Below are 19,247 nucleotides of genomic sequence, written 5' to 3' on the forward strand. Positions count from 1 at the left end.
GAGGGGGCGAGAGGTGTCAGCGGGAGTGCTGGCTGCAGGTGATCGCACTGCAGATCACTGAGACGGGAATGAACCCCGCACGCCTTTGGTTGTAGCTTCAAGTAAAGACTTCCAGGGAGGCATCCATGAGCACCATCGGCACCGAGCAGGCACCCGACCGCGTCCTCAGCGCGAACACCGGGATGGACGCCGTAACGCTGCGCGTCGGCGATCTTGAGAAGATGGCGTCGTTCTATGCGGACGCCCTCGCGCTCGAGCCGATCGAGGAGCGCGCCCGCGGTGGCGAGGTGCACCGCGTGCTCGGCCGCGGCCAGACGCCGATGGTGCGGCTGATCGGCACGCCAGGTCTTCCTGCCGTCGACCCACGCCAAGCCGGACTGTTCCACACCGCGTTCCTGTTCGACGACGCCCCCGCCCTCGCAGCCACGGTGCTGCGCACCGCGCAGGACGGCCGCGCGCAGTTCAGCGGATCCAGCGACCACCTCGTCAGCGAGGCGTTCTACTTCGCCGACCCCGAAGGCAACGGCATCGAGCTGTACACCGACCGCGCCCGCTCGGACTGGAGCTACCAGAACGGCGAGCTGCAGATGTCGACCCTCTACCTCGACCCGAACGCCTACCTGCAGCGTCACCTGGATGAGAGCACCGTCGCGAACCTCGGCGCCGTCGCCGGCAAGGTCGGTCACGTGCACCTGCAGGTCGGAGACATCCCGACCGCCAAGGCCTTCTACGTCGACGCCCTCGGGTTCGAGACGACGGTCGGCAGCTACCCCGGTGCCCTCTTCGCCGCGGCCGGCGGCTACCACCACCACGTCGCGATGAACACCTGGAACAGCGCCGGCGTCGGCCCCCGCGCCGGAGGCCTCGGCCTCGGCGAAGTCGCCATCACCGTCCCCGGCCGCGACGACCTCGACGCGCTCGCCGCGCGTCTGGCTCACCACCGGCTGCAGTTCGCCGACGACGGCCGATCGATCTCGGTCGATGACCCTTGGGGCACGCGGGTCACCGTCGCGCTTCCCGGCTCCGACGTCGACCAGATCCTCGCTCGATGACGCTTCACGCGATCGCCTCCGCGGATCGACCACTGGACTCCGCGCCCTTCGTCGCCGTCTTCCTGCACGGCTTCGGGTCGCATGAGCAGGATCTCGCGTCACTGGCATCCGCACTGCCCGACGGCGTCCCCTGGGCGTCGCTGCGCGCGCCGATGGCCGTCGCCGCGGCCGGGTTCGCGTGGTTCCCGATCACCCGGCCCGGCGACCCCGACCTGGCATCGGTGACGGCGGCGACAGACGAGATCTGGGCGTGGGTGGATGCTGCCCTGCCGGCAGGCACCCGGATCGCGCCGATCGGGTTCTCGCAGGGCGGGCTGATGGCCTCGCAGCTGCTGCGCACCGCGCCAGAACGCGTGATCGCCCCGGTGATCCTCGGCGGATTCGTGCAGGCCGGTGAGCAGCCGGGCGACGCGCAGCTTGCCGCATCGCGCCCGGCGGCGTTCTTCGGGCGGGGAGAGGATGACAGGGTGATCGCGACGGCGGCCGTCGACCGCACCGAGGCGTGGATGCCGCTGCACACCACCCCGACCGCACGGCGGTATCCCGGCCTCGCCCACGGCATCGACGCGCGCGAGCTCTCCGACGTGCGCGCCTTCCTCGTCGACCAGCTCGCTGCCGCTGCCGGCTGACCACTCACCTTCGCCGGACTCGACCGCGGCACTGATCCGCGACGACGAGTGATCCCGGCTCAGCTCATGCGGCTCGCGAGCATCCGCTGATCGGGGTCGAGCCGCGCGAGCAGCGCGACGGTGATCTCGTGCAGCTGGCGGCGCTGCTCGGCGTCCAATGCCTCGAACACGAGCGAACGCACCGTACGCACGTGCTCGGGGGTGGCGCGGATCACCTTGCGATGGCCGTCGGGAGTGAGCTGCACGGTGGTGGCCCTGGCATCCTCTGGGGTCGCGATGCGCTGCGTGAATCCCCGCTTCTCGAGGCGACTGACCGCGTGCGACAGCCGTGAGAGCGTGGCGTTCACGCCTGTGGCGAGTTCGGACATGCGCATCTGGCGCCCCTCGGCGAGAGCGAGCATCGAGAGGGTCGCGTAGTCGAAGTGCGTGAGGTTCTCGTCGCGCAGCAGCTGGGCGTCGATCCGGTGCGGCAGCAGCTCCAGCACGGCGGTCATCGGCGCCCAGGTGCGGCGCTCGTCGTCGGTGAAGCCCCGTGGTGTGCTCATGCCCCGATGCTAGCGGGAATAGTTGACTCTTCAACGATGTTGAGCCGAGTAGAAGCTTGAAGCGTCAACTAAATGGACACAGGAGTGCAACATGACCAGCATCACCATCTTCGGCAACGGCAACATGGGCCAGGCCATCGGCGGCGTCCTCGCCAAGGGCGGAGCCTCGATCCAGTACGTCGGCAGCGCGGACACGACTGCGCAGCTGCAGGGCGGCATCGTCGTGCTGGCCGTTCCGCACCCGGCGCTGCAGCAGATCGCCGCTGCGTACGCCGACCAGCTCGCAGGCAAGACCGTGGTCGACATCACGAACCCGCTCGACTTCGCCACCTTCGACGCGCTCGTCGTGCCGGCCGACGGCTCCGCCGCGGCTGAGCTGCAGGCTCTGATTCCCGAGGCGAACGTGCTGAAGGCCTTCAACACCACCTTCGCTGCGACCCTGAACACCGGTGCTGTCGGCACCCAGAAGACGACCGTGCTGATCGCCGGAGATGACGCCACCGCCAAGCAGGCGCTCGCCGCGGCGATCCAGGCCGGTGGCCTGGAGGCTGTCGACGCCGGCGCACTCTCGCGTGCACGTGAGCTCGAGGCGATCGGCTTCCTGCAGCTGACCCTGGCCGTCTCCGAGAAGGTCGGCTGGAACGCCGGCTTCGCGCTCGCCCGCTGAGTCGCGCTGCTGCGGCGCCGCTCACCCGCCGATGTAGCTCATCTCGATCCGCGGGCGGGCGGCGCGCAGCGCAGGAGTGAGGGCTGCGCGCTCTTCGGAGTACCGGTCATCCCGCGCACCCCAGATCGAGGCCATCGCGGTGGCGAGCTCAGCGTCGTCGGCGCCGCCTCGCAGCAATGCGCGCAAGTCATGCCCCTCGGTGGCGAACAGGCACGTGAACAGTCGCCCCTCGGTCGAGATCCGCGCGCGGTTGCAGGTGCCGCAGAAGGCGTTCGTCACCGAGGAGATCACCCCGATCTCGCCGCTGCCGTCCCGGTACCGCCACCGCTTCGCGGTCTCGCCGACGGCGCTCGGTGACACCGGCTCCAGCGGGAAGAGCGTGTCGATGCGGCTGATGATCTCGCTCGAGGGAACCACTTCGTCGAGCGACCACCCGTTCGAGGTGCCGACATCCATGTACTCGATGAAGCGCAGCGTGTACGGCGTGCCCTTGAATCGGGCCGCCATCGTCTCGACCTCGTGGTCGTTCAGTCCGCGCTTGACGACCATGTTCACCTTGATCGGCCCGAGTCCGACCGCTGCGGCGGCATCCACGCCGTCGAGCACGCGCGCCACCGGGAAGCGCACATCGTTCATGCGCTGGAACAGCTCGTCATCCAGCGTGTCCACCGACACGGTGAGACGGTCGAGCCCGGCATCCTTCAGCGCCTGCGCCTTCACAGCCAGCGCCGATCCGTTCGTCGTCAGCGCGAGCTCGAGACGGTCGCCCTCCGGAGTGCGCAGCGCGGCGAGCCGAGCGATGAGGTCCTCGATGCCGCGACGCAGCAGCGGCTCGCCGCCGGTCAGGCGCAGCTTGCGCACGCCATGTGCGGCCGCCACCCTGGCGACGCGCTCGATCTCCTCGAAACTCAGCAGCTCGTCGCGATCGAGGAAGGTGTAGTCGCGACCGAAGATCTCCTTCGGCATGCAGTAGACGCAGCGGAAGTTGCAGCGGTCGGTCACCGAGATGCGCAGATCGCGCATCGGGCGGTCGAGTCTGTCGACGAGCCCGCCGCTCGAGGGCAGGCGCAGAGCTCCGGATGCCGGAATGCCGGCCTGCGGAGTGGAACTGAGCGACATCGTGCACCTCTCTTGCGTGGCCACCGTAACACCTCACGCGACGCTTCAGGCAAGAATATCGCATCGTGGAAACGACATTCCGAAAAGGGTAGACGGAGTGGATCAACGCTGTTAGTGTCGGAGGGCCCCAGAGCTCACGAGGTTCATCGACCGGGGTGAAGGACACCGCAAGCGGATCGATGAGGATCACGCCGGATCACCTGCACGAAGCTCATCGAGTCCGCGTCGAAAGCAAGGAAGCTCTCCACCATGGACACCATCGGTATCACTACGTCCTCCGACGCGACCGACGCCACCGCTCAGCCCACGCCGGCTGAGTACCTGGCGCGCGCCGTGGACCTCGCGACCGAGAACGTCCGGAACGAAGGTGGTCCGTTCGGGGCCATCGTCGTCTCGGCCGACGGCCGCGTTTTCGAAGGCGTCAATCGCGTCACCGCCAACCTCGACCCGTCGGCGCACGCCGAGGTGACAGCCATCCGCAATGCCTGTCAGGGACTGGGAACATTCGACCTGACCGGTGCCGTGCTGTACACCAGCTGCGAGCCGTGCCCGATGTGCCTCGCCACGTCGCTGTGGGCGCGCATCGAGCGGGTGTACTTCGCGGCCGACCGTGACGACGCCGCCGATGCCGGGTTCGATGACGCCGTCTTCTACCGCTATTTCGAGGGCGGTCCCGAAGACAGGGCCGTCATGCCCGTCGCCCAAGAGGCGCTGCCGCCTGCGCAGCGCGTCGCCCCCTTCACCGAGTGGACGCAGACGTCCACTCGCACCGAATACTGATTGGACCCGCAGATGACCTCACCCACTTCGCTGCGCGACGACTCCGAAGACGAGACGCCCGCCCGCGCACCGCTTCCGCCGCTGGCCACCGGCGCGACGACGACCGTCGACGCCGAACCGAAGAACGCGTTCGACCGCTACTTCGAGATCACCCGCCGCGGCTCGACCTTCGCGCGCGAGATTCGCGGAGGGATCGTCACGTTCGTGACGATGGCCTACATCGTCATCCTCAACCCCCTCATCCTCGGCGGCGTCGACGATGTCGCCGGCAACGCGCTCGACGGTGCGCAGATCGGTGCCGCGACCGGCCTCACCGCCGGCGTCATGACGATCCTGTTCGGCCTCTTCGCCCGCCTGCCCTTCGCGCTCGCCGCTGGGCTCGGCATCAACTCGTTCCTGGCCGTGTCTGTGGTGGGTCAGGTGACCTGGCCCGAAGCCATGGGTCTTGTCGTGATCAATGGACTGCTCATCGTGCTGTTCGGGGCCACGGGCATCCGCACCGCCATCTTCAACGCCGTGCCCGCGCCGCTGAAGGCGGCGATCACAGTCGGCATCGGCCTGTTCATCGCCTTCATCGGATTCGTCGACTCGGGCTTCGTCACCCGCACTCCGGGCGGCCCGCCCGTGCAGCTGGGCGATGCGGGATCCATCACCTCGATCCCGACGTTCATCTTCCTGATCGCCCTGGTGCTCATCGGCGTGCTCGTCGCGCGCCGGGTGCCTGGTGGCATCCTGATCGGCATCATCGCCAGCACGGTGCTCGCGATCATCGCGCAGTCGTTCCTCAAGCTCGGCCCGAGCTTCGAGGACCCCAAGGGGTGGCACATGACCATCCCCGAGCTGCCGACCTCGTTCGTCACGATCCCCGACTTCGGGCTGATCGGCCAGTTCGATCTGTTCGGCTCGTTCGGGCGGATCGGCGCGCTCGCCGCCACCATGCTCGTGTTCACCCTGGTCTTCTCGAACTTCTTCGACGCCATGGGCACGATGACCGGGCTCGCGAAGAACGCCGGCCTCGCCTACAAGGACGGCACGTTCCCGCGGCTGCGTTCGGCCTTCGTGGTCGAGGGTCTCGGCGCTGTGGCAGGAGGTGCGACGTCGACTTCGTCGAACACGGTATTCGTCGACAGCGCCTCGGGAATCGGTGAAGGTGCCCGCACCGGATTCGCCTCGATCATCGTCGGCGCGCTCTTCCTGCTGTCGATGTTCTTCACGCCGCTGACGCTGACGGTGCCGATCGAGGTCGGATCTGCAGCGCTCGTCGTCGTGGGCGCGATGATGATGGGGCAGGTCAAGGACATCAAGTTCACCAACTTCGCTGTCGCCCTGCCGGCGTTCCTCACCATCGTCACGATGCCGCTGACCTACTCGATCGCCAACGGCATCGGCGTGGGCTTCATCGCCTGGACCGTGATCAACGCACTCTCCGGACGCGCCCGCAAGGTGCACTGGCTGATGTGGATCGTGTCGATCGGATTCCTGCTCTACTTCGTGCGCGGCCCCATCGAGCTGCTGCTCGCGGGCTGAGCGTCACATAGAAGGAGGGTTTCCCGGGTTCGAAGGCTCTCGAACCCGGGAAACCCTCCTTTGCTGTGGGTGCAGACGAGTGACTGGGGGCGCAGACGAGCGCAGGCGAGTAGCGGGGCTTGGACCCGTGACTCAGGACTCGACAGCGACCGGTGCGGATTCCTCGATGAGCTGCAGGATGCGGGCCGCGACGCTCACGGCGATGACGGCCGGCTGCTTGCCGGCGACCTCGGGGATGCCGATCGGCGTCGTGACGCGTGCCAGATCAGCATCCGACTGCCCCAGCTCGGTGAGCTTCTTGCGGAATCGCGCCCACTTCGACGCCGAGCCGATCAGCCCGATCGAGCCGATGCCATCAGTGCGCAGCGCCTGATCGACCACTGCGAGGTCCTCGACATGATCGTGCGTCATCACCAGCACGTGAGCCCCGGCGGGCAGCGCGGCAAGCGCCGCCTCGGGCACGGGGGAGTGGCGCACGTGCACCCGCGCGACGGCATCACCGAGCACGCCGCCGGCACTGGGCAAGCCTGGCGGACCGACCCGCTCCGGCGCGAGCATCTCGGCCCTGGAGTCGACCAGGTGCAGCTCGATCTCGTGCCGTGCCAGGATGCGGGCCAGTTCCAGGCCGACGTGGCCGATCCCGAAGATCGCCACGGTGGGCACGACGCGCATCGGCTCGAGCATGATGGTGACCTCTCCTCCGCAGCACTGCACACCGTACTCGGTGGTCGCCTTGTCGCTGAGCGTGAGCGTGAGCAGCTGAGGCTCGGCAGCGCCGGATGCCAGCATCGCCCGCGCCCGGTCGACTGCAGTGGCCTCGAGATTGCCGCCGCCGACCGTGCCGAACACGTCGTCAGGGGAGACCACCATCTTCGCGCCGCCGTTGCGGGGAGCGTGCCCTCGCACCATGGCCAGCGTCACGATGACAGCAGGCGTGCGCCTCGTGCGCAGTGCCTGCAGAGCATCCAGCCAGTCCATGCGGGCGTCCTCAGGTCGTGGCGGCCAGTGAGCGATCCGCGAGGTCGACCGGGGAGCCCTCGTCATCAGCATCCGCCGTCGCCTGCTGCGCGGCGCGCACCGCCCAGAACACGGCCTCCGGCGTCGCCGGCGAACCGAGCTCGACAACGTGGCCCGCAGGGCCGAACTGCGCCACGGCTTCGCGCAGCGCCTCTCTGGCGCTGAACGCGAGCATGAACGGCGGCTCGCCCACGGCCTTCGAGCCGTATACGGCGCCGTCCTCACGGGCGTTCTGGAACAGCCGCACGTGGAACTCCGCCGGCATCTCCGAGAAGCTCGGCAGCTTGTACGTCGACGCCGACTGGGTCTGCAGGCGGCCGCGGTGCGGCCCGTCACTGGCATCCCACTTCAGCTCTTCCAGCGTCAGCCAGCCCACGCCCTGCACGTACGCGCCCTCGATCTGTCCGATGTCGAGCATCGGCGAGAGCGAGTCGCCCACGTCGTGCACGATGTCGACGCGGCGCACGGTGTACGCGCCGGTGAACTCGTCGACCTCCACCTCGCTGGCCGCACACCCGTACGAGAAGTACTTGAACGGTGAGCCCTGCATCACCTCTGGGTCCCAGTGCAGGCCCTCGGTGCGGTAATAGCCGGCGGCGAACAGCTGCACGCGCTGCAGGTACGCCGCCTCGGCGACCTCGGCGAACGTCAGCCGCTGTTCGGCGTTGCCGAGCCCTGTGACGTATCCGCCCTCGAAGCGCACGTCGCGCTCGTCGAGGCCGAGCATGCGCCCGGCGACAGCGGCCATGCGGTCGCGGATCTGCTCGCAGGCGTTCTTCACTGCACCGCCGTTGAGGTCGGATCCCGATGACGCCGCCGTCGCCGAGGTGTTCGGCACCTTGTCGGTGCGGGTGGGGGCGAGGCGCACCTGATGCAGCTCGAGGCCGAGGGCGGTGGCGGCGACCTGCAGCATCTTGGTGTGCAGGCCCTGGCCCATCTCGGTGCCGCCGTGGTTGACCAGCACCGAGCCGTCCTTGTAGACGTGCACGAGCGCGCCGGCCTGGTTGAACGCGGCGAAGTTGAACGAGATGCCGAACTTGATCGGCGTCATCGCCAGCGCGCGCTTGAGGTGCGGGCTGCGCGCGTTGAACGCCGCGATCTCGGCACGACGCTGATCGATGTCGGCCTCGTCGCGCAGCTGGGTCCAGATGGTCGACAGGCGATCGGCATCCTTGATGAGCTGCCCGTAGGGGGTCGACTGGCCGGGCTGGTAGAAGTTCTTCTCACGCAGCTGCATCGGGTCGATGCCGAGCGCCGGCGCCACGCGCCCGAGGATGTCCTCGATGAGGAACACTCCCTGCGGCCCGCCGAATCCGCGGAAGGCGGTGTTCGACTGCTTGTTGTTCTTCGTGATGCGCCCCTGCGCGTGCACGTTGGGGATCCAGTAGGAGTTGTCGAGGTGGCACAGGGCCCGGCCGAGCACCGGCTCTGACAGATCGAGGCTCCACCCGCCGTCGCAGGTGAGCACGGCATCCAGCGCCTGGATCAGGCCGCTCTCGTCGAAGCCGACCTTCCAGGCGATGTGGAACGGGTGGCGCTTGCCGGTCATCGTGATGTCCTGTGTGCGGTTCAGTCGGACGCGCACCGGCCGGCCGGTCAACTTTGCGCCGAGGGCCGCGATCGCCGCGAAGCCGTGCGACTGCATCTCCTTGCCGCCGAACCCGCCGCCCATGCGCAGCGACTGCACTGTCACCTGGTTCGAGGGGATGTCGAGCACGTGCGCGACGATCTCCTGCGCCTCGGACGGATGCTGCGTCGAGCACTGCACGAAGTACTGACCCTCCGAGTCGCGCAGCGCGAGCGACGCCTGCGTCTCGAGGTAGAAGTGCTCCTGCCCGCCGAATTCGCTGACGCCCTCGAAGACGTGGGCGGAGGATGCCAGGGCGGATGCTGCGTCGCCGCGCTTCACGGTGCGGGCGATGCCCTGGAAGGACCCTGCGTCGATGGCCTCCTGCACGGTGATCAGCGACGGCAGCGGCTCGTACTCGACGGCGACGCGCTCGGCGCCAAGCCTGGCCGCTTCCTGCGTCTCTCCGAGCACCCACACCAGGGCGTGCCCGTAGAACATCGCCTCTGAGGGGAACAGCGGCTCGTCGTGCTTGATGCCGGCGTCGTTGACACCGGGCACATCGGCGGCGGTGAGCACGCGCACGACGCCAGGAACCTCGTAGGCGCCCGAGACGTCGATCGTCACGCGCGCGTGCGCGTTGGTGGACTGCACGGGCCACGCGGTGAGCACGCCGGCCGTGTGCGCGGCGAGGTCGTCGGTGTACATCGCCGCGCCCGTGACATGCAGGGCGGCGCTCTCGTGGACGGCGCGCCTGCCGACGACGGGGTTTGCGGGACGGTCGGCCAGAGCGCTCATACGGGCACCTCCTTCGACTCGCTGCGGTCGGCATGCGGATGCCGTGTCGTGCTGTGGAGCTTCAGTAGCGCGGTGTTGAGCATGAGGGTGCGGTACTCGGCGCTCGCGCGGTGGTCGGACATCGGCGTGCCCTCGCTGCCGAGGATCTCGGAGGCCTGCTTGACGGTCTGGATGTTCCAGGGCCGGCCGATGAGCGCCTGTTCGGTGGCGTGCGCGCGCAGCGGAGTGGCGGCAACGCCCCCCAGGCCGATCTTCGCCGCGGTGACGACGTCGTCCTCGATGTCGAGGGCGAACGCGACCGCGACGCTGGAGATGTCGTCGAAGCGGCGCTTGGCGATCTTGTGGAAGGCGGTGGTGCGGGCCAGCGGCAGCGGGATGCGCACGGCGCGGATGAGCTCGTCGGGGCGCCGCACCGTCTGGCGGTACCCGGTGAAGTACTCGGCGAGATCGACGTCGCGCTCGCCGTCGGCGGACGCCAGCACCAGGCGCGCCCCGAGGGCGAGCAGCGCCGGTGGCGTATCGCCGATGGGGGATCCGGTGCCGAGGTTGCCGCCGAACGTGCCGCGGTTGCGGATCAGCCGGGAGGCGAACTGCGGGAAGAGCTGAGCCAGCAGGGGCACGGTGCCGTTCAGTCGCTGCTCGACCTCGGAGAGCGACAGCGCCGCGCCGATCTCGACCATGTCGTCTGTGACGTCGAGGGTGCGCAGTTCGGGGAGCTGCTCGATCGCGATCACGAGCGACGCGCGACGCCCGCGGATGTTCACCTCGACGCCCCAGTCGGTGGAACCGGCGACCAGCAGTGCGTCGGGCTCGTCGCGCAGCATCCGCAGAGTCTCTGCGAGGGTGGCCGGGCGGATGAAGCGTCCGTCGTCGATGGTGACATCGGTGGCGACGGCGGGCGGGGCGGGGCGGTTCAGCCGCTGCTGCAGCGGATCGTCGTGTTCGGGGGCGCCGAGGGCGTAGGCGGCATCGCGGATCGGCCGATAGCCGGTGCACCGGCACAGGTTGCCGCTGAGAGCGTGCAGGTCGAAGCCGTTCGGTCCGTGCTCGGCCCCGTTCTCGGCACCGTGCTCGGCGCCTTGCGCCGGGCATCCGTCCTCGTGGTCGTCGCGCACTGCGGGCTCAGCGGGTTCGTCGGCCTGCGTGCGGCCGGGACGGTAGTACTCGCCGGCCATGCTGCAGGCGAAGCCGGGGGTGCAGTAGCCGCACTGCGACCCGCCTGCTTCGGCCAGCTTCTGCTGCACCGGGTGCAGTTCCTCGGGGCTGCCGAGTCCTTCGGAGGTCACGACCTCCTGCCCGACCAGGGCGTAGGCCGGCACCAGGCAGGCGTTCACGGGCGTCCAGGCCGTGCCGCCCTCGACGGTGGGTGTTGCGAGCAGCATCGCGCAGGCGCCGCACTCGCCCTCGGCGCAGCCCTCCTTGCTTCCGGAGAGGCCGATGTCGCGCAGCCAATCGAGCGCGGTGGTGTGCGAGGCGGCTCCCGCGAGAGCGCGGGGCTCCCCGTTCACGGTGACGGCGATGTCAGGCATTGGACGTTCTCCTCAGATCCGGCGGCGGTGCTCGGGGCGGAAGCCGGATCTTTGGTGCGAGTCTAGGCTCCCGGGCGATTCACTGGGGTTTGAATATACGCTGGGATTCGATCATCCACTTCCATGATTCGGAAACAGAATTCTGAACAATGGAAAGCGTAGGCGGAACCTCGACCCGCGGTCAAGGGTCAGTAGGACTGTCGTCAGGCGGTGGCCGCGGTGGCCGCGATCTCGGCCACCGTCTCGCGCAGCACGGGAATGGCACGCTCGGCGAAACCGTCGCCGACCCGGGCGAGGGGGCCCGAGACCGATACGGCAGTGGCCACTGGCATGTTCGGCACCGCCATCGCATAGCAGCGCACCCCGATCTCCTGCTCGCCGTCATCGATGGCATATCCGCGTTCGCGGGTGAGGGCGAGGTCGGCGATCAGGGCATCCACGGAATCGATCGAGTGCTCGGTGGCCTGCGGCAGACCGGTGCGGCCGACGATGTCGCGCACCGCGTCGTCGCTGAGCTGGGCGAGGATCGCCTTGCCCACGCCCGTACTGTGCAGGTACGAGCGGCGCCCGACCTCGGTGAACATCCGCATCGCGTGCGGCGACGGTGCCTGCGAGACGTAGATGACGCGGTCGCCGTCGATCGTCGCGAGGTTGGCGGTCTCGCCCAGCCGCTCGACCAGTCCCTTCAGCTGCGGCATCGCGATCTGGCCGAACTTCTTGTTCGCCACCTCGCCGAGGCGGACCAGCTGCGGGCCGAGCGCGTAGCGGCGGTTGGCGAGCTGGCGGGCATAGCCGAGTGAGACGAGGGTGCGCAGCAGGCGATGGATCGTCGGCAGGGGGAGGTCTGCGGCCGTGGACAGTTCACTGAGCGTGATGTCGCCGCCGGCGTCGGCGATCAGTTCGAGCAGATTGAACACCCGGGCGACGGACTTGACCCCGTCGGAAGCTCCAGCAGCCATGGCACGCCTCTCGTCGACAGCAACTATCCGCATGGCGGAAACGATCTGTCGATCAGGCTATCCCATCGACAGGTTGCCCTTGAGATTCCGTATTGTGGAGGTTAACATCCACAGTACGAACATTCATCGCGAAGGAGCGACGGCTGCATGACCATCGAGATCACCCGTGAGGCCCGCACCGACGATGCGGGCGACATCCTCGCACCTGAAGCTCTCGCCTTCATCGAAGAGCTGCACCACCGTTTCGACGCCAGACGTCTCGACCTGCTCGCGCTGCGGAAGGTGCAGCGCGACGAGGTGGCCAGAACAGGGCGACTCGACTTCCTGCCCGAGACGGCCGGCATCCGGGCATCCGAGTGGGAGGTCGCGCCGGCGCCGGAAGCACTGCGCGACCGCCGCGTCGAGATCACCGGGCCTGCCGGACCCCCCAAGATGGCCATCAACGCCCTGAACTCCGAGGCGCTGGTGTGGCTCGCCGACCTGGAGGACGCCGCCAGCCCGACCTGGGAGAACGTCGTCGCCGGCGTCAAGAACCTTCGCGACGCCGCCCGCGGCACGCTCTCGTACACCTCGCCGACCGGCAAGGCCTATGCCCTGCGCACCGACGTGCAGCGCCCGACCGTCGTCACCCGCCCGCGTGGCTGGCACCTGCCGGAACGGCATGTGCTGGTCGACGGCGCCCCAGCCTCCGGCGCCCTCGTCGACTTCGGGCTGCACTTCTTCCACACCGCCCGTCAGCTGCTCGCCAACGGGCACGGGCCGTACTACTACCTGCCCAAGCTCGAGAGTCATCTCGAGGCGCGGCTGTGGAACGAGGTGTTCGTGTTCGCGCAGGATGCCATCGGCATTCCGCAGGGCACCATCCGCGCCACCGTGCTCATCGAGACCATCCCCGCGGCATTCCAGATGGACGAGATCCTCTACGAGCTGCGCGAGCACGCATCAGGGCTGAATGCCGGCCGGTGGGACTACCTGTTCAGCATCATCAAGGTCTTCCGCGACCAGGGCGAGGCCTTCGCACTGCCCGATCGCGCCGATGTCTCGATGACCGCGCCCTTCATGCGGGCGTACACCGAACTGTTGGTGAAGACCTGTCACCGGCGCGGCGCCTTCGCGATGGGCGGGATGGCGGCCTTCGTGCCCAATCGCAACGACCTCGCGGCCACCGAGGCCGCGTTCGAGAAGGTGCGCGCCGACAAGACCCGAGAGGCCGACGACGGCTTCGATGGCTCGTGGGTCGCACACCCCGACCTCGTGCCGATCTGCCGCGAGGTCTTCGACGGCGTGCTCGGCGACCGTCTGAACCAGCTCGACCGGCAGCGTCCCGAGGTCTCGGTCACCGCCGAGCAGCTGCTCGACATCGCCAGCGCCCCCGGTCGGGTCACCGAGACCGGACTGCGCACCAACCTGTCGGTCGCCGTCGCCTACACGGCGGCGTGGCTGCAGGGCAACGGCGCCGTCGCGATCAACAACCTGATGGAAGACGCGGCGACCGCCGAGATCTCGCGCTCGCAGGTCTGGCAGCAGCTGCGCGCCGGCAGGCACCTCGACGACACCGGTGAACAGGTCACCGCCGAGCTCGTGCAGCGACTGCTCGGCGAAGAGGTGGAGGCGCTGCGCGCCCAGGTCGACGAGGCGGTCTTCGCCGAGTTCTATCAGCCGGCCGCACGACTTGTCTCCGACATCTGCCTCGACGATGAGTACGTCGACTTCCTCACGCTGCCGGCGTACGAGCTGCTCACCGGGGCAGCGCGGGCGGAGGTGATCGGGTGACCGGCGCACTCGGTCGCGGTGCACTCGGCCCCGCCGACCTCGCGCGCATCGACGCCCACCTCGCCGCCACCGACGCGCTGCTCGAATCGGCGTACCCCGGTGACGACGGCACGCGCCAGCCGGTGCACACCGTGTACGTTCCCGCCGATCGCTTCACCCCCGACCTGGCTGCGCAGTGGGGCGCCGATGCGCTCGCCGCGGGCGACGAGGCCGGCGGACTGGAGCGCCTCGCCGTACAGGTCGGGATCGACGGGGCACTCGCCGGTCCGATCGCCCAGCGGGTCGCGGCCAAGCTCGCCGCCGAGCCGATCGAAGACCTGCGGCTCGATTTCGAGGACGGGTACGGCGACCGCGGAGACGCGGAGGATGCTGATGCGCTCGCCGCTGCGCAGAAAGTCGCGGCCGCGGTCGCCGGTGGCACGGCGCCGCCGTTCATCGGCATCCGATTCAAGTGCTTCGAGAAGCCGACCCGCGCGCGCGGACTGGGCACGCTCGACCTGTTCATCGGCGGACTGATCGAGGCCGGCGGGCTGCCGGACGGCCTCGTGCTGACACTGCCGAAGGTGACGACCGTCGCCCAGGTCGAGGCGATGGCGGATGCTGTCGCGACGATCGAGCGTGCGCATGGTCTGCCCGATGGGCGCCTGCGCTTCGAGGTGCAGGTCGAGACGCCGCAGCTCGTGCTCGGCGCGGATGGGCGCTCGCCGCTGGCCCGTCTGCCGCTCGCCGCACCCGGCCGCATCTCGGGACTGCACTACGGCACCTACGACTACAGCGCGTCGCTCGGCATCGCCGCAGCGCAGCAGTCGATGGAGCACCCCGTCGCCGACCTCGCGAAGGAGGTCATGCAGCTCGCGGTGGCCGGCACTGGCATCCGACTCTCGGACGGCTCGACCAACATCCTGCCGCTGGGCGAGCGCACTGCTGAGGCCTGGGCGCTGCACGCGCGACTCGTGCGCCGCTCGCTCGAGCGCGGCTTCTACCAGGGCTGGGATCTGCACGCGCGACAGCTGCCGACCCGCTACCTCGCCACCTACGCGTTCTACCGCGAGGGGTTCGACGAGGCCGCGACGCGACTGCGCGCGTACCTCTCGCAGACCCCCGGGGCCGTACTCGACGAACCCGCGACGGCTCGGGCACTGGCGTGGTTCGTACTGCGGGGCGTACAGTGCGGTGCCATCGGCGATGACGAGATCGCCGACCGCATCGGCATCGACGCCGCGGCACTCGCCGCGCTCGCGCACCCGAGGCTCGCCGCCGGGCCCCAGAACTGAATCGTCGACTTGAGGAGAGACATGGGCTACTACACCCCTGCCGGCGGTCTGCCGCCGCAAAGCGCGCTGCTCACCGACCGCGCCATCGTGAAAGAGGCGTACACCGTCATCCCGAAGGGTGTGCTGCGCGACATCGTCACCAGCAACCTGCCCGGCTTCACCCGCACCCGGTCGTGGATCATCGCTCGACCCATCGCGGGATTCGCCACGACCTTCTCGCAGCTCATCGTCGAGATCGCCCAGGGTGGGGGCGCGTCGACGCCGGAGCAGGAGGCGATGGTCGAAGGCGTGCTGTTCGTCACGTCAGGGGAGCTGACCGTGACCATCGCCGGCACGCAGCACCTGCTCGCAGCGGGCGGCTACGCGTATCTCGCCCCTGGCGAGACCTGGTCGCTGGCGAATGACGGCGCCGAGTCGGTGAGCTTCCACTGGGTGCGCAAGGCATACGAGAAGGTGCCAGGCATCGAGGCGCCGGCATCGTTCGTGACGAGCGACCAGGCCGTCGAGCCGCGCCCCATGCCCGACACCGATGGCGCGTGGGCGACCACCCGCTTCGTCGACCCTGACGACCTCGCCCACGACATGCACGTGAACATCGTCACCTTCCAGCCGGGAGGATCGATCCCGTTCGCCGAGACCCATGTGATGGAACACGGCCTGTTCGTGCTCGAGGGCAAGGCCGTGTACCGCCTCAACGACGACTGGGTCGAAGTCGAGGCCGGTGACTACATGTGGCTGCGCGCCTTCTGCCCGCAGGCCTGTTATGCCGGGGGGCCTGGACCGTTCCGCTACCTGCTCTACAAGGACGTCAACCGCCAGATCCGGCTGACCTGACCGGGCGCGTCCGGGTGCCCGTCCGGGTGCCCGTCCGGGTGCCCGTCCTGCCCCGTCCGGGTGCCCGTCCGGCCCCGTGGAAGGAGGGTTTCCGGGCTAAAGAACCTCGCGAACCCGGGAAACTCTCCTTTCGTGCGCTTGGAACCGAACGTCAGGCCTGGCGCGCGGCGATCGCAGCGCGCACGCGGGCGATCAGCAGCTGCGGCGCATCGAGGTCAGATTGCGTGAGCCGGATCACCATCCACCCCTCACCCTCGAGATGGCGCTGTCGCTGGATGTCCCTCCGCCACTGCTCCTGGTCCGTCCGGTGCCCATCACCCTCGTACTCGATCGCGATCCGCAGCTCCGGGTAGGCGAGATCGGTCCGTCCGAGCATTCGCGTCCCTGCCCAGACCTCGTGCTGCACGACGGGTTCTGGCAGGCCGCGGTCGACGAGCAGCAGCCGAGTCTCGGTCTCCTTCGGAGACTCCACGCCCTCCCGCGCGCGATCCAGTGCCGCGCGAATGGTGCCGCACCCGGGGAATCGCTTCCATTCGTCGAGCCTGCGTGCGATCTCATCCCTTGTGCTCAGCGGCTTGCCTGGCCCGAGCGCAGGGTAGTTGAGCGACGTGGTCAGCAGCGCGTCGATGATGACGGTCGCCTCCACGACGCTGAGGGTTGCGGCACACGTGAACAGCGCAGCGACGGGGTCGACCACGCGGTGCCCCTTCAGGATGCGCGTCTGCGCGCGATCCTCGCGCAGACGGCGGCCGTTGACGCCGGTCGTCTTCGGCGGCGCTGTCGGTGACGGGACGATGACCACAAGCGCCTCGGACTTGTGCCACTTCGTCGGCACCGGCAGGCCCCAATCGCGGGCCGCGGTGATTCCGCCGAACCGGTGACCCGGCCCCAGTCGAGGGGCGTAGCAGTCCACGATCTCCTGGAACGTCTTGGGCCGCTTCAGCGACCGCACGCCCCGAAACGGCCGGTGCAGGTCGGGTGCGCTGTACCGATCGGGGCGGATGCCGGCGGCTGCGGCGCTCCGCACAGAGAACGTGTCGCCGAGGCGTCGGGGGAGGGGGATCCTGTGCCGCATCCCTCGATGCTCACGCAGCCGCGTGCCCTGGCATCCCGCGATTCCACTGCCTGTGCACAACTCGCTCGCCCGGCGCAGGTGTGCAGAACGATTCGTCCGGGCATCCACCCGCGGATGGAAGGAGACTTTCCGGGCTGGAGGGCCGCCCGGACCCGGGAAACCCTCCTCCCACCGGCAGGCTCCGGCCGAAAGAGGGTTGACGGGGCCGGGATGCCATCCGTACACTTTCGTAGTGTAGAAATCTTCTTCCGCAATGCGGAATTGAAAGCAGCAAGATCGATATCTCGAAGGTGAGTGAACAATGACGTACACGGTGAACTGCTCCATCCTCCTCACCGAGCTGCCGCTGCTGCAGCGGCCGGCGGCCGCCAAGGCCGCAGGGTTCGACGCCGTCGAATTCTGGTGGCCGTTCTCGACGGCCGTGCCACTCGACCGCGAGGTCGATGCCTTCATCGCCGCGGTCCGAGACGCGGGCGTGCGCCTCAGCGGGCTGAACTTCGCTGCGGGCGACATGCCCAGCGGTGACCGCGGCCTGCTGTCGTGGCCGGCACGCGGCGCCGAGTTCCGTGACAACATCGCCGTCGTCGCCGGCATCGGCGACATGCTCGGCACGAAGGGCTTCAACGCGCTGTACGGCAATCGCATCGCCGGCATCGACCCCGCCGCGCAGGATGCTGTCGCCGTCGAGAACCTGGCCGCCGCCGCGCACGCGGTCGCGGCCATCGGCGGCACCGTGCTGGTCGAGCCGGTCAGCGGCGCCGATCGCTACCCGCTGCGCACCGCCGCCCAGGCGCTCGATGTGATCGACGACGTCCGCGATGCCACCGGCGCCCGCAACATCGCCCTGCTCGCCGACTTCTACCACCTGGCCGTGAACGGCGACGACGTGGCGGCCGTCATCGAGCAGCACGCCGCATCGTTCGGTCACATCCAGATCGCCGACGACCCGGGTCGCGGCGCACCGGGCACCGGAACCCTCCCCCTGGACGCGTGGATCGCACGCAGCAGGGAACTCGGCTACTCGGGCCACATCGGCCTGGAGTACAAGGCCCCCATCGAGACCGCCTTCGACTGGGCCGTCGAAAGGGTCGCAGGCGAAACCCGCTGACCACCCGCAACAGGAAGCGTCACGCGCATCGACACGACGCGCTCCACGCAGCAACTCGCGGCTCTGCCGCCCCACGATTCACGAAGGAACATCATGAGCAACATCACTGTCATCGGCCTCGGCATCATGGGGCTGCCCATGGCCAAGAACCTGCTGAAGGCCGGTCACTCCGTCACCGGCTACAACCTCTCCCAGGACCGCATCGACGACCTCATCGCCGCCGGCGGTCACGGTGCGAGCAGCATCGCTGAAGCCGTCGCCGCCGCCGACATCATCATCACCATGGTGCCGGACTCTCCCGATGTCGCCGCGGCCGCACAGGGCGAAGACGGCCTGATCGCTCACGCGCAGCGGGGTGCCCTCTGGATCGACGCCTCCAGCATCCGCCCCGACGTCGCCAAGGAACTCGCCGACGAAGCCACCGCCGCCGGCATCCGCGCCATCGACGCGCCCGTCTCGGGCGGTGAGCAGGGCGCGATCGACGCCGTGCTCTCGATCATGGTCGGCGGCACCGCCGCTGATTTCGCTGCGGCTCTCCCCGTGCTCGAGGCCGTCGGCAAGACGGTCGTCCACGTCGGTCCCGCCGGCGCCGGACAGACCGTCAAGGCCGCCAACCAGCTCATCGTCGCGGTCAACATCCAGGCGCTGGCCGAGGCCATCATCTTCCTCGAGGCCTTCGGCGTCGATACGGATGCTGCGCTGAAAGTCCTCGGCGGGGGACTGGCCGGATCGAAGGTGCTCGAGCAGAAGGGGCAGAAGATGCTCGACCGAGACTTCACCCCCGGCTTCCGATTGGCCCTGCACAACAAGGACCTCGGCATCATCACCGCCGCCGCCCGCCAGGCCGGGATCACCATCCCGCTCGGCGCGCACGTCGCCCAGCTCGTCGGCTCGACCGTGCAGCAGGGCGATGGCGGTCTCGACCATTCCGGACTCTTCAAGCTGACCGCCGCCTTCGCCGGCCGCAGCTGACACAGGATCTCAAGGAGCAATC

At 68.9% G+C, this 19,247-nt stretch carries 17 protein-coding genes; 10 read left to right on the forward strand and 7 right to left on the reverse strand.

Annotated elements, in window-relative coordinates; genetic code table 11:
• Window positions 1-125: 125 nt before the first annotated feature.
• Both MNR00_RS00370 and MNR00_RS00375 read left to right on the forward strand, forming a co-directional pair.
• Window positions 126-1,052, forward strand: coding sequence for a VOC family protein (locus tag MNR00_RS00370; protein ID WP_241927193.1), 927 nt, complete (start codon window positions 126-128; stop codon window positions 1,050-1,052).
• A complete protein-coding gene (locus tag MNR00_RS00375; protein ID WP_241927194.1) occupies window positions 1,049-1,681 on the forward strand; it encodes an alpha/beta hydrolase in 633 nt (210 codons plus the stop codon). The genes MNR00_RS00370 and MNR00_RS00375 overlap by 4 nt, the downstream gene beginning before the upstream one ends.
• Window positions 1,682-1,740: 59 nt before the next feature.
• Here MNR00_RS00375 and MNR00_RS00380 read toward each other — a convergent pair whose 3' ends face one another.
• A complete protein-coding gene (locus tag MNR00_RS00380) occupies window positions 1,741-2,226 on the reverse strand; it encodes a MarR family transcriptional regulator (protein ID WP_241927195.1) in 486 nt (161 codons plus the stop codon).
• Window positions 2,227-2,317: 91 nt separating this feature from the next.
• Between MNR00_RS00380 and MNR00_RS00385 the strand changes: the two genes are divergently transcribed.
• Entirely contained in the window at window positions 2,318-2,893 is a 576-nt protein-coding gene (locus MNR00_RS00385) for a diguanylate cyclase (RefSeq protein WP_241927196.1), read from the forward strand.
• 21 nt (window positions 2,894-2,914) lie between these two features.
• On the opposite strand, the gene moaA is transcribed toward MNR00_RS00385, so the two are convergent.
• Window positions 2,915-4,012 (reverse strand): GTP 3',8-cyclase MoaA, encoded by a 1,098-nt coding sequence (moaA, locus tag MNR00_RS00390; RefSeq protein WP_277884362.1) that lies wholly within the window; start codon window positions 4,010-4,012, stop codon window positions 2,915-2,917.
• Between the two features lie 249 nt (window positions 4,013-4,261).
• Here moaA and MNR00_RS00395 point away from each other — a divergent pair, with 249 nt between their 5' ends.
• Window positions 4,262-4,792 (forward strand): nucleoside deaminase, encoded by a 531-nt coding sequence (locus MNR00_RS00395; protein WP_241927197.1) that lies wholly within the window; start codon window positions 4,262-4,264, stop codon window positions 4,790-4,792.
• Window positions 4,793-4,804: 12 nt separating this feature from the next.
• Complete coding sequence (locus MNR00_RS00400) at window positions 4,805-6,319, forward strand: NCS2 family permease (RefSeq protein ID WP_241927198.1); 1,515 nt, start codon at window positions 4,805-4,807, stop codon at window positions 6,317-6,319.
• Between the two features lie 132 nt (window positions 6,320-6,451).
• On the opposite strand, the gene xdhC is transcribed toward MNR00_RS00400, so the two are convergent.
• The 4 genes from xdhC to MNR00_RS00420 all read right to left on the reverse strand — a co-directional run bounded on the left by xdhC (window position 6,452) and on the right by MNR00_RS00420 (window position 12,189).
• Window positions 6,452-7,297 carry a xanthine dehydrogenase accessory protein XdhC gene (gene xdhC, locus MNR00_RS00405; protein ID WP_241927199.1) on the reverse strand — a complete coding sequence of 282 codons (846 nt, stop codon included), beginning with the start codon at window positions 7,295-7,297 and terminating at the stop codon, window positions 6,452-6,454.
• Between the two features lie 10 nt (window positions 7,298-7,307).
• Window positions 7,308-9,701 (reverse strand): xanthine dehydrogenase molybdopterin binding subunit, encoded by a 2,394-nt coding sequence (xdhB, locus tag MNR00_RS00410; protein WP_241927200.1) that lies wholly within the window; start codon window positions 9,699-9,701, stop codon window positions 7,308-7,310.
• Window positions 9,698-11,230 carry an FAD binding domain-containing protein gene (locus MNR00_RS00415; RefSeq protein WP_241927201.1) on the reverse strand — a complete coding sequence of 511 codons (1,533 nt, stop codon included), beginning with the start codon at window positions 11,228-11,230 and terminating at the stop codon, window positions 9,698-9,700. Before MNR00_RS00415 ends, xdhB begins: the two co-directional genes overlap by 4 nt.
• A gap of 203 nt (window positions 11,231-11,433) precedes the next feature.
• The gene (locus tag MNR00_RS00420; RefSeq protein WP_241927202.1) at window positions 11,434-12,189 is read right to left on the reverse strand and encodes an IclR family transcriptional regulator C-terminal domain-containing protein; all 756 of its coding nucleotides are present in this window, start codon (window positions 12,187-12,189) and stop codon (window positions 11,434-11,436) included.
• Between the two features lie 147 nt (window positions 12,190-12,336).
• On the opposite strand from MNR00_RS00420, the gene aceB reads away from it, so the two are divergent.
• From aceB to MNR00_RS00435, 3 genes are read left to right on the forward strand one after another with little or no spacing between them, the layout of a single operon-like run.
• Window positions 12,337-13,962, forward strand: coding sequence for a malate synthase A (gene aceB, locus MNR00_RS00425; RefSeq protein ID WP_241927203.1), 1,626 nt, complete (start codon window positions 12,337-12,339; stop codon window positions 13,960-13,962).
• On the forward strand, window positions 13,959-15,236 hold the full coding sequence (locus MNR00_RS00430; protein WP_241927204.1) for an aldolase: 1,278 nt from the start codon (window positions 13,959-13,961) through the stop codon (window positions 15,234-15,236). Before aceB ends, MNR00_RS00430 begins: the two co-directional genes overlap by 4 nt.
• A 21-nt stretch (window positions 15,237-15,257) precedes the next feature.
• Entirely contained in the window at window positions 15,258-16,070 is an 813-nt protein-coding gene (locus MNR00_RS00435; protein ID WP_241927205.1) for a bifunctional allantoicase/(S)-ureidoglycine aminohydrolase, read from the forward strand.
• A gap of 151 nt (window positions 16,071-16,221) precedes the next feature.
• On the opposite strand, the gene MNR00_RS00440 is transcribed toward MNR00_RS00435, so the two are convergent.
• On the reverse strand, window positions 16,222-17,145 hold the full coding sequence (locus MNR00_RS00440; RefSeq protein ID WP_241927206.1) for a hypothetical protein: 924 nt from the start codon (window positions 17,143-17,145) through the stop codon (window positions 16,222-16,224).
• Between the two features lie 301 nt (window positions 17,146-17,446).
• Between MNR00_RS00440 and MNR00_RS00445 the strand changes: the two genes are divergently transcribed.
• Window positions 17,447-18,253 carry a TIM barrel protein gene (locus MNR00_RS00445; protein ID WP_241927207.1) on the forward strand — a complete coding sequence of 269 codons (807 nt, stop codon included), beginning with the start codon at window positions 17,447-17,449 and terminating at the stop codon, window positions 18,251-18,253.
• A 93-nt stretch (window positions 18,254-18,346) separates the two neighbouring features.
• The gene (locus MNR00_RS00450) at window positions 18,347-19,225 is read left to right on the forward strand and encodes a 2-hydroxy-3-oxopropionate reductase (RefSeq protein WP_241927208.1); all 879 of its coding nucleotides are present in this window, start codon (window positions 18,347-18,349) and stop codon (window positions 19,223-19,225) included.
• Window positions 19,226-19,247: the final 22 nt, after the last annotated feature.

It is taken from the genome of Microbacterium sp. H1-D42 (assembly GCF_022637555.1).
Classification (GTDB): Bacteria; Actinomycetota; Actinomycetes; order Actinomycetales; family Microbacteriaceae; genus Microbacterium.

Coding starts and splice junctions, on each gene's coding strand:
- MNR00_RS00370 (WP_241927193.1), top strand. CDS start 126: ATGAGCACCATCGGCACCGAGCAGGCACCCGACCGCGTCCTCAGCGCG.
- MNR00_RS00375 (WP_241927194.1), top strand. CDS start 1,049: ATGACGCTTCACGCGATCGCCTCCGCGGATCGACCACTGGACTCCGCG.
- MNR00_RS00380 (WP_241927195.1), bottom strand. CDS start 2,226: ATGAGCACACCACGGGGCTTCACCGACGACGAGCGCCGCACCTGGGCG.
- MNR00_RS00385 (WP_241927196.1), top strand. CDS start 2,318: ATGACCAGCATCACCATCTTCGGCAACGGCAACATGGGCCAGGCCATC.
- moaA (WP_277884362.1), bottom strand. CDS start 4,012: ATGTCGCTCAGTTCCACTCCGCAGGCCGGCATTCCGGCATCCGGAGCT.
- MNR00_RS00395 (WP_241927197.1), top strand. CDS start 4,262: ATGGACACCATCGGTATCACTACGTCCTCCGACGCGACCGACGCCACC.
- MNR00_RS00400 (WP_241927198.1), top strand. CDS start 4,805: ATGACCTCACCCACTTCGCTGCGCGACGACTCCGAAGACGAGACGCCC.
- xdhC (WP_241927199.1), bottom strand. CDS start 7,297: ATGGACTGGCTGGATGCTCTGCAGGCACTGCGCACGAGGCGCACGCCT.
- xdhB (WP_241927200.1), bottom strand. CDS start 9,701: ATGAGCGCTCTGGCCGACCGTCCCGCAAACCCCGTCGTCGGCAGGCGC.
- MNR00_RS00415 (WP_241927201.1), bottom strand. CDS start 11,230: ATGCCTGACATCGCCGTCACCGTGAACGGGGAGCCCCGCGCTCTCGCG.
- MNR00_RS00420 (WP_241927202.1), bottom strand. CDS start 12,189: ATGGCTGCTGGAGCTTCCGACGGGGTCAAGTCCGTCGCCCGGGTGTTC.
- aceB (WP_241927203.1), top strand. CDS start 12,337: ATGACCATCGAGATCACCCGTGAGGCCCGCACCGACGATGCGGGCGAC.
- MNR00_RS00435 (WP_241927205.1), top strand. CDS start 15,258: ATGGGCTACTACACCCCTGCCGGCGGTCTGCCGCCGCAAAGCGCGCTG.
- MNR00_RS00440 (WP_241927206.1), bottom strand. CDS start 17,145: ATGCGGCACAGGATCCCCCTCCCCCGACGCCTCGGCGACACGTTCTCT.
- MNR00_RS00445 (WP_241927207.1), top strand. CDS start 17,447: ATGACGTACACGGTGAACTGCTCCATCCTCCTCACCGAGCTGCCGCTG.
- MNR00_RS00450 (WP_241927208.1), top strand. CDS start 18,347: ATGAGCAACATCACTGTCATCGGCCTCGGCATCATGGGGCTGCCCATG.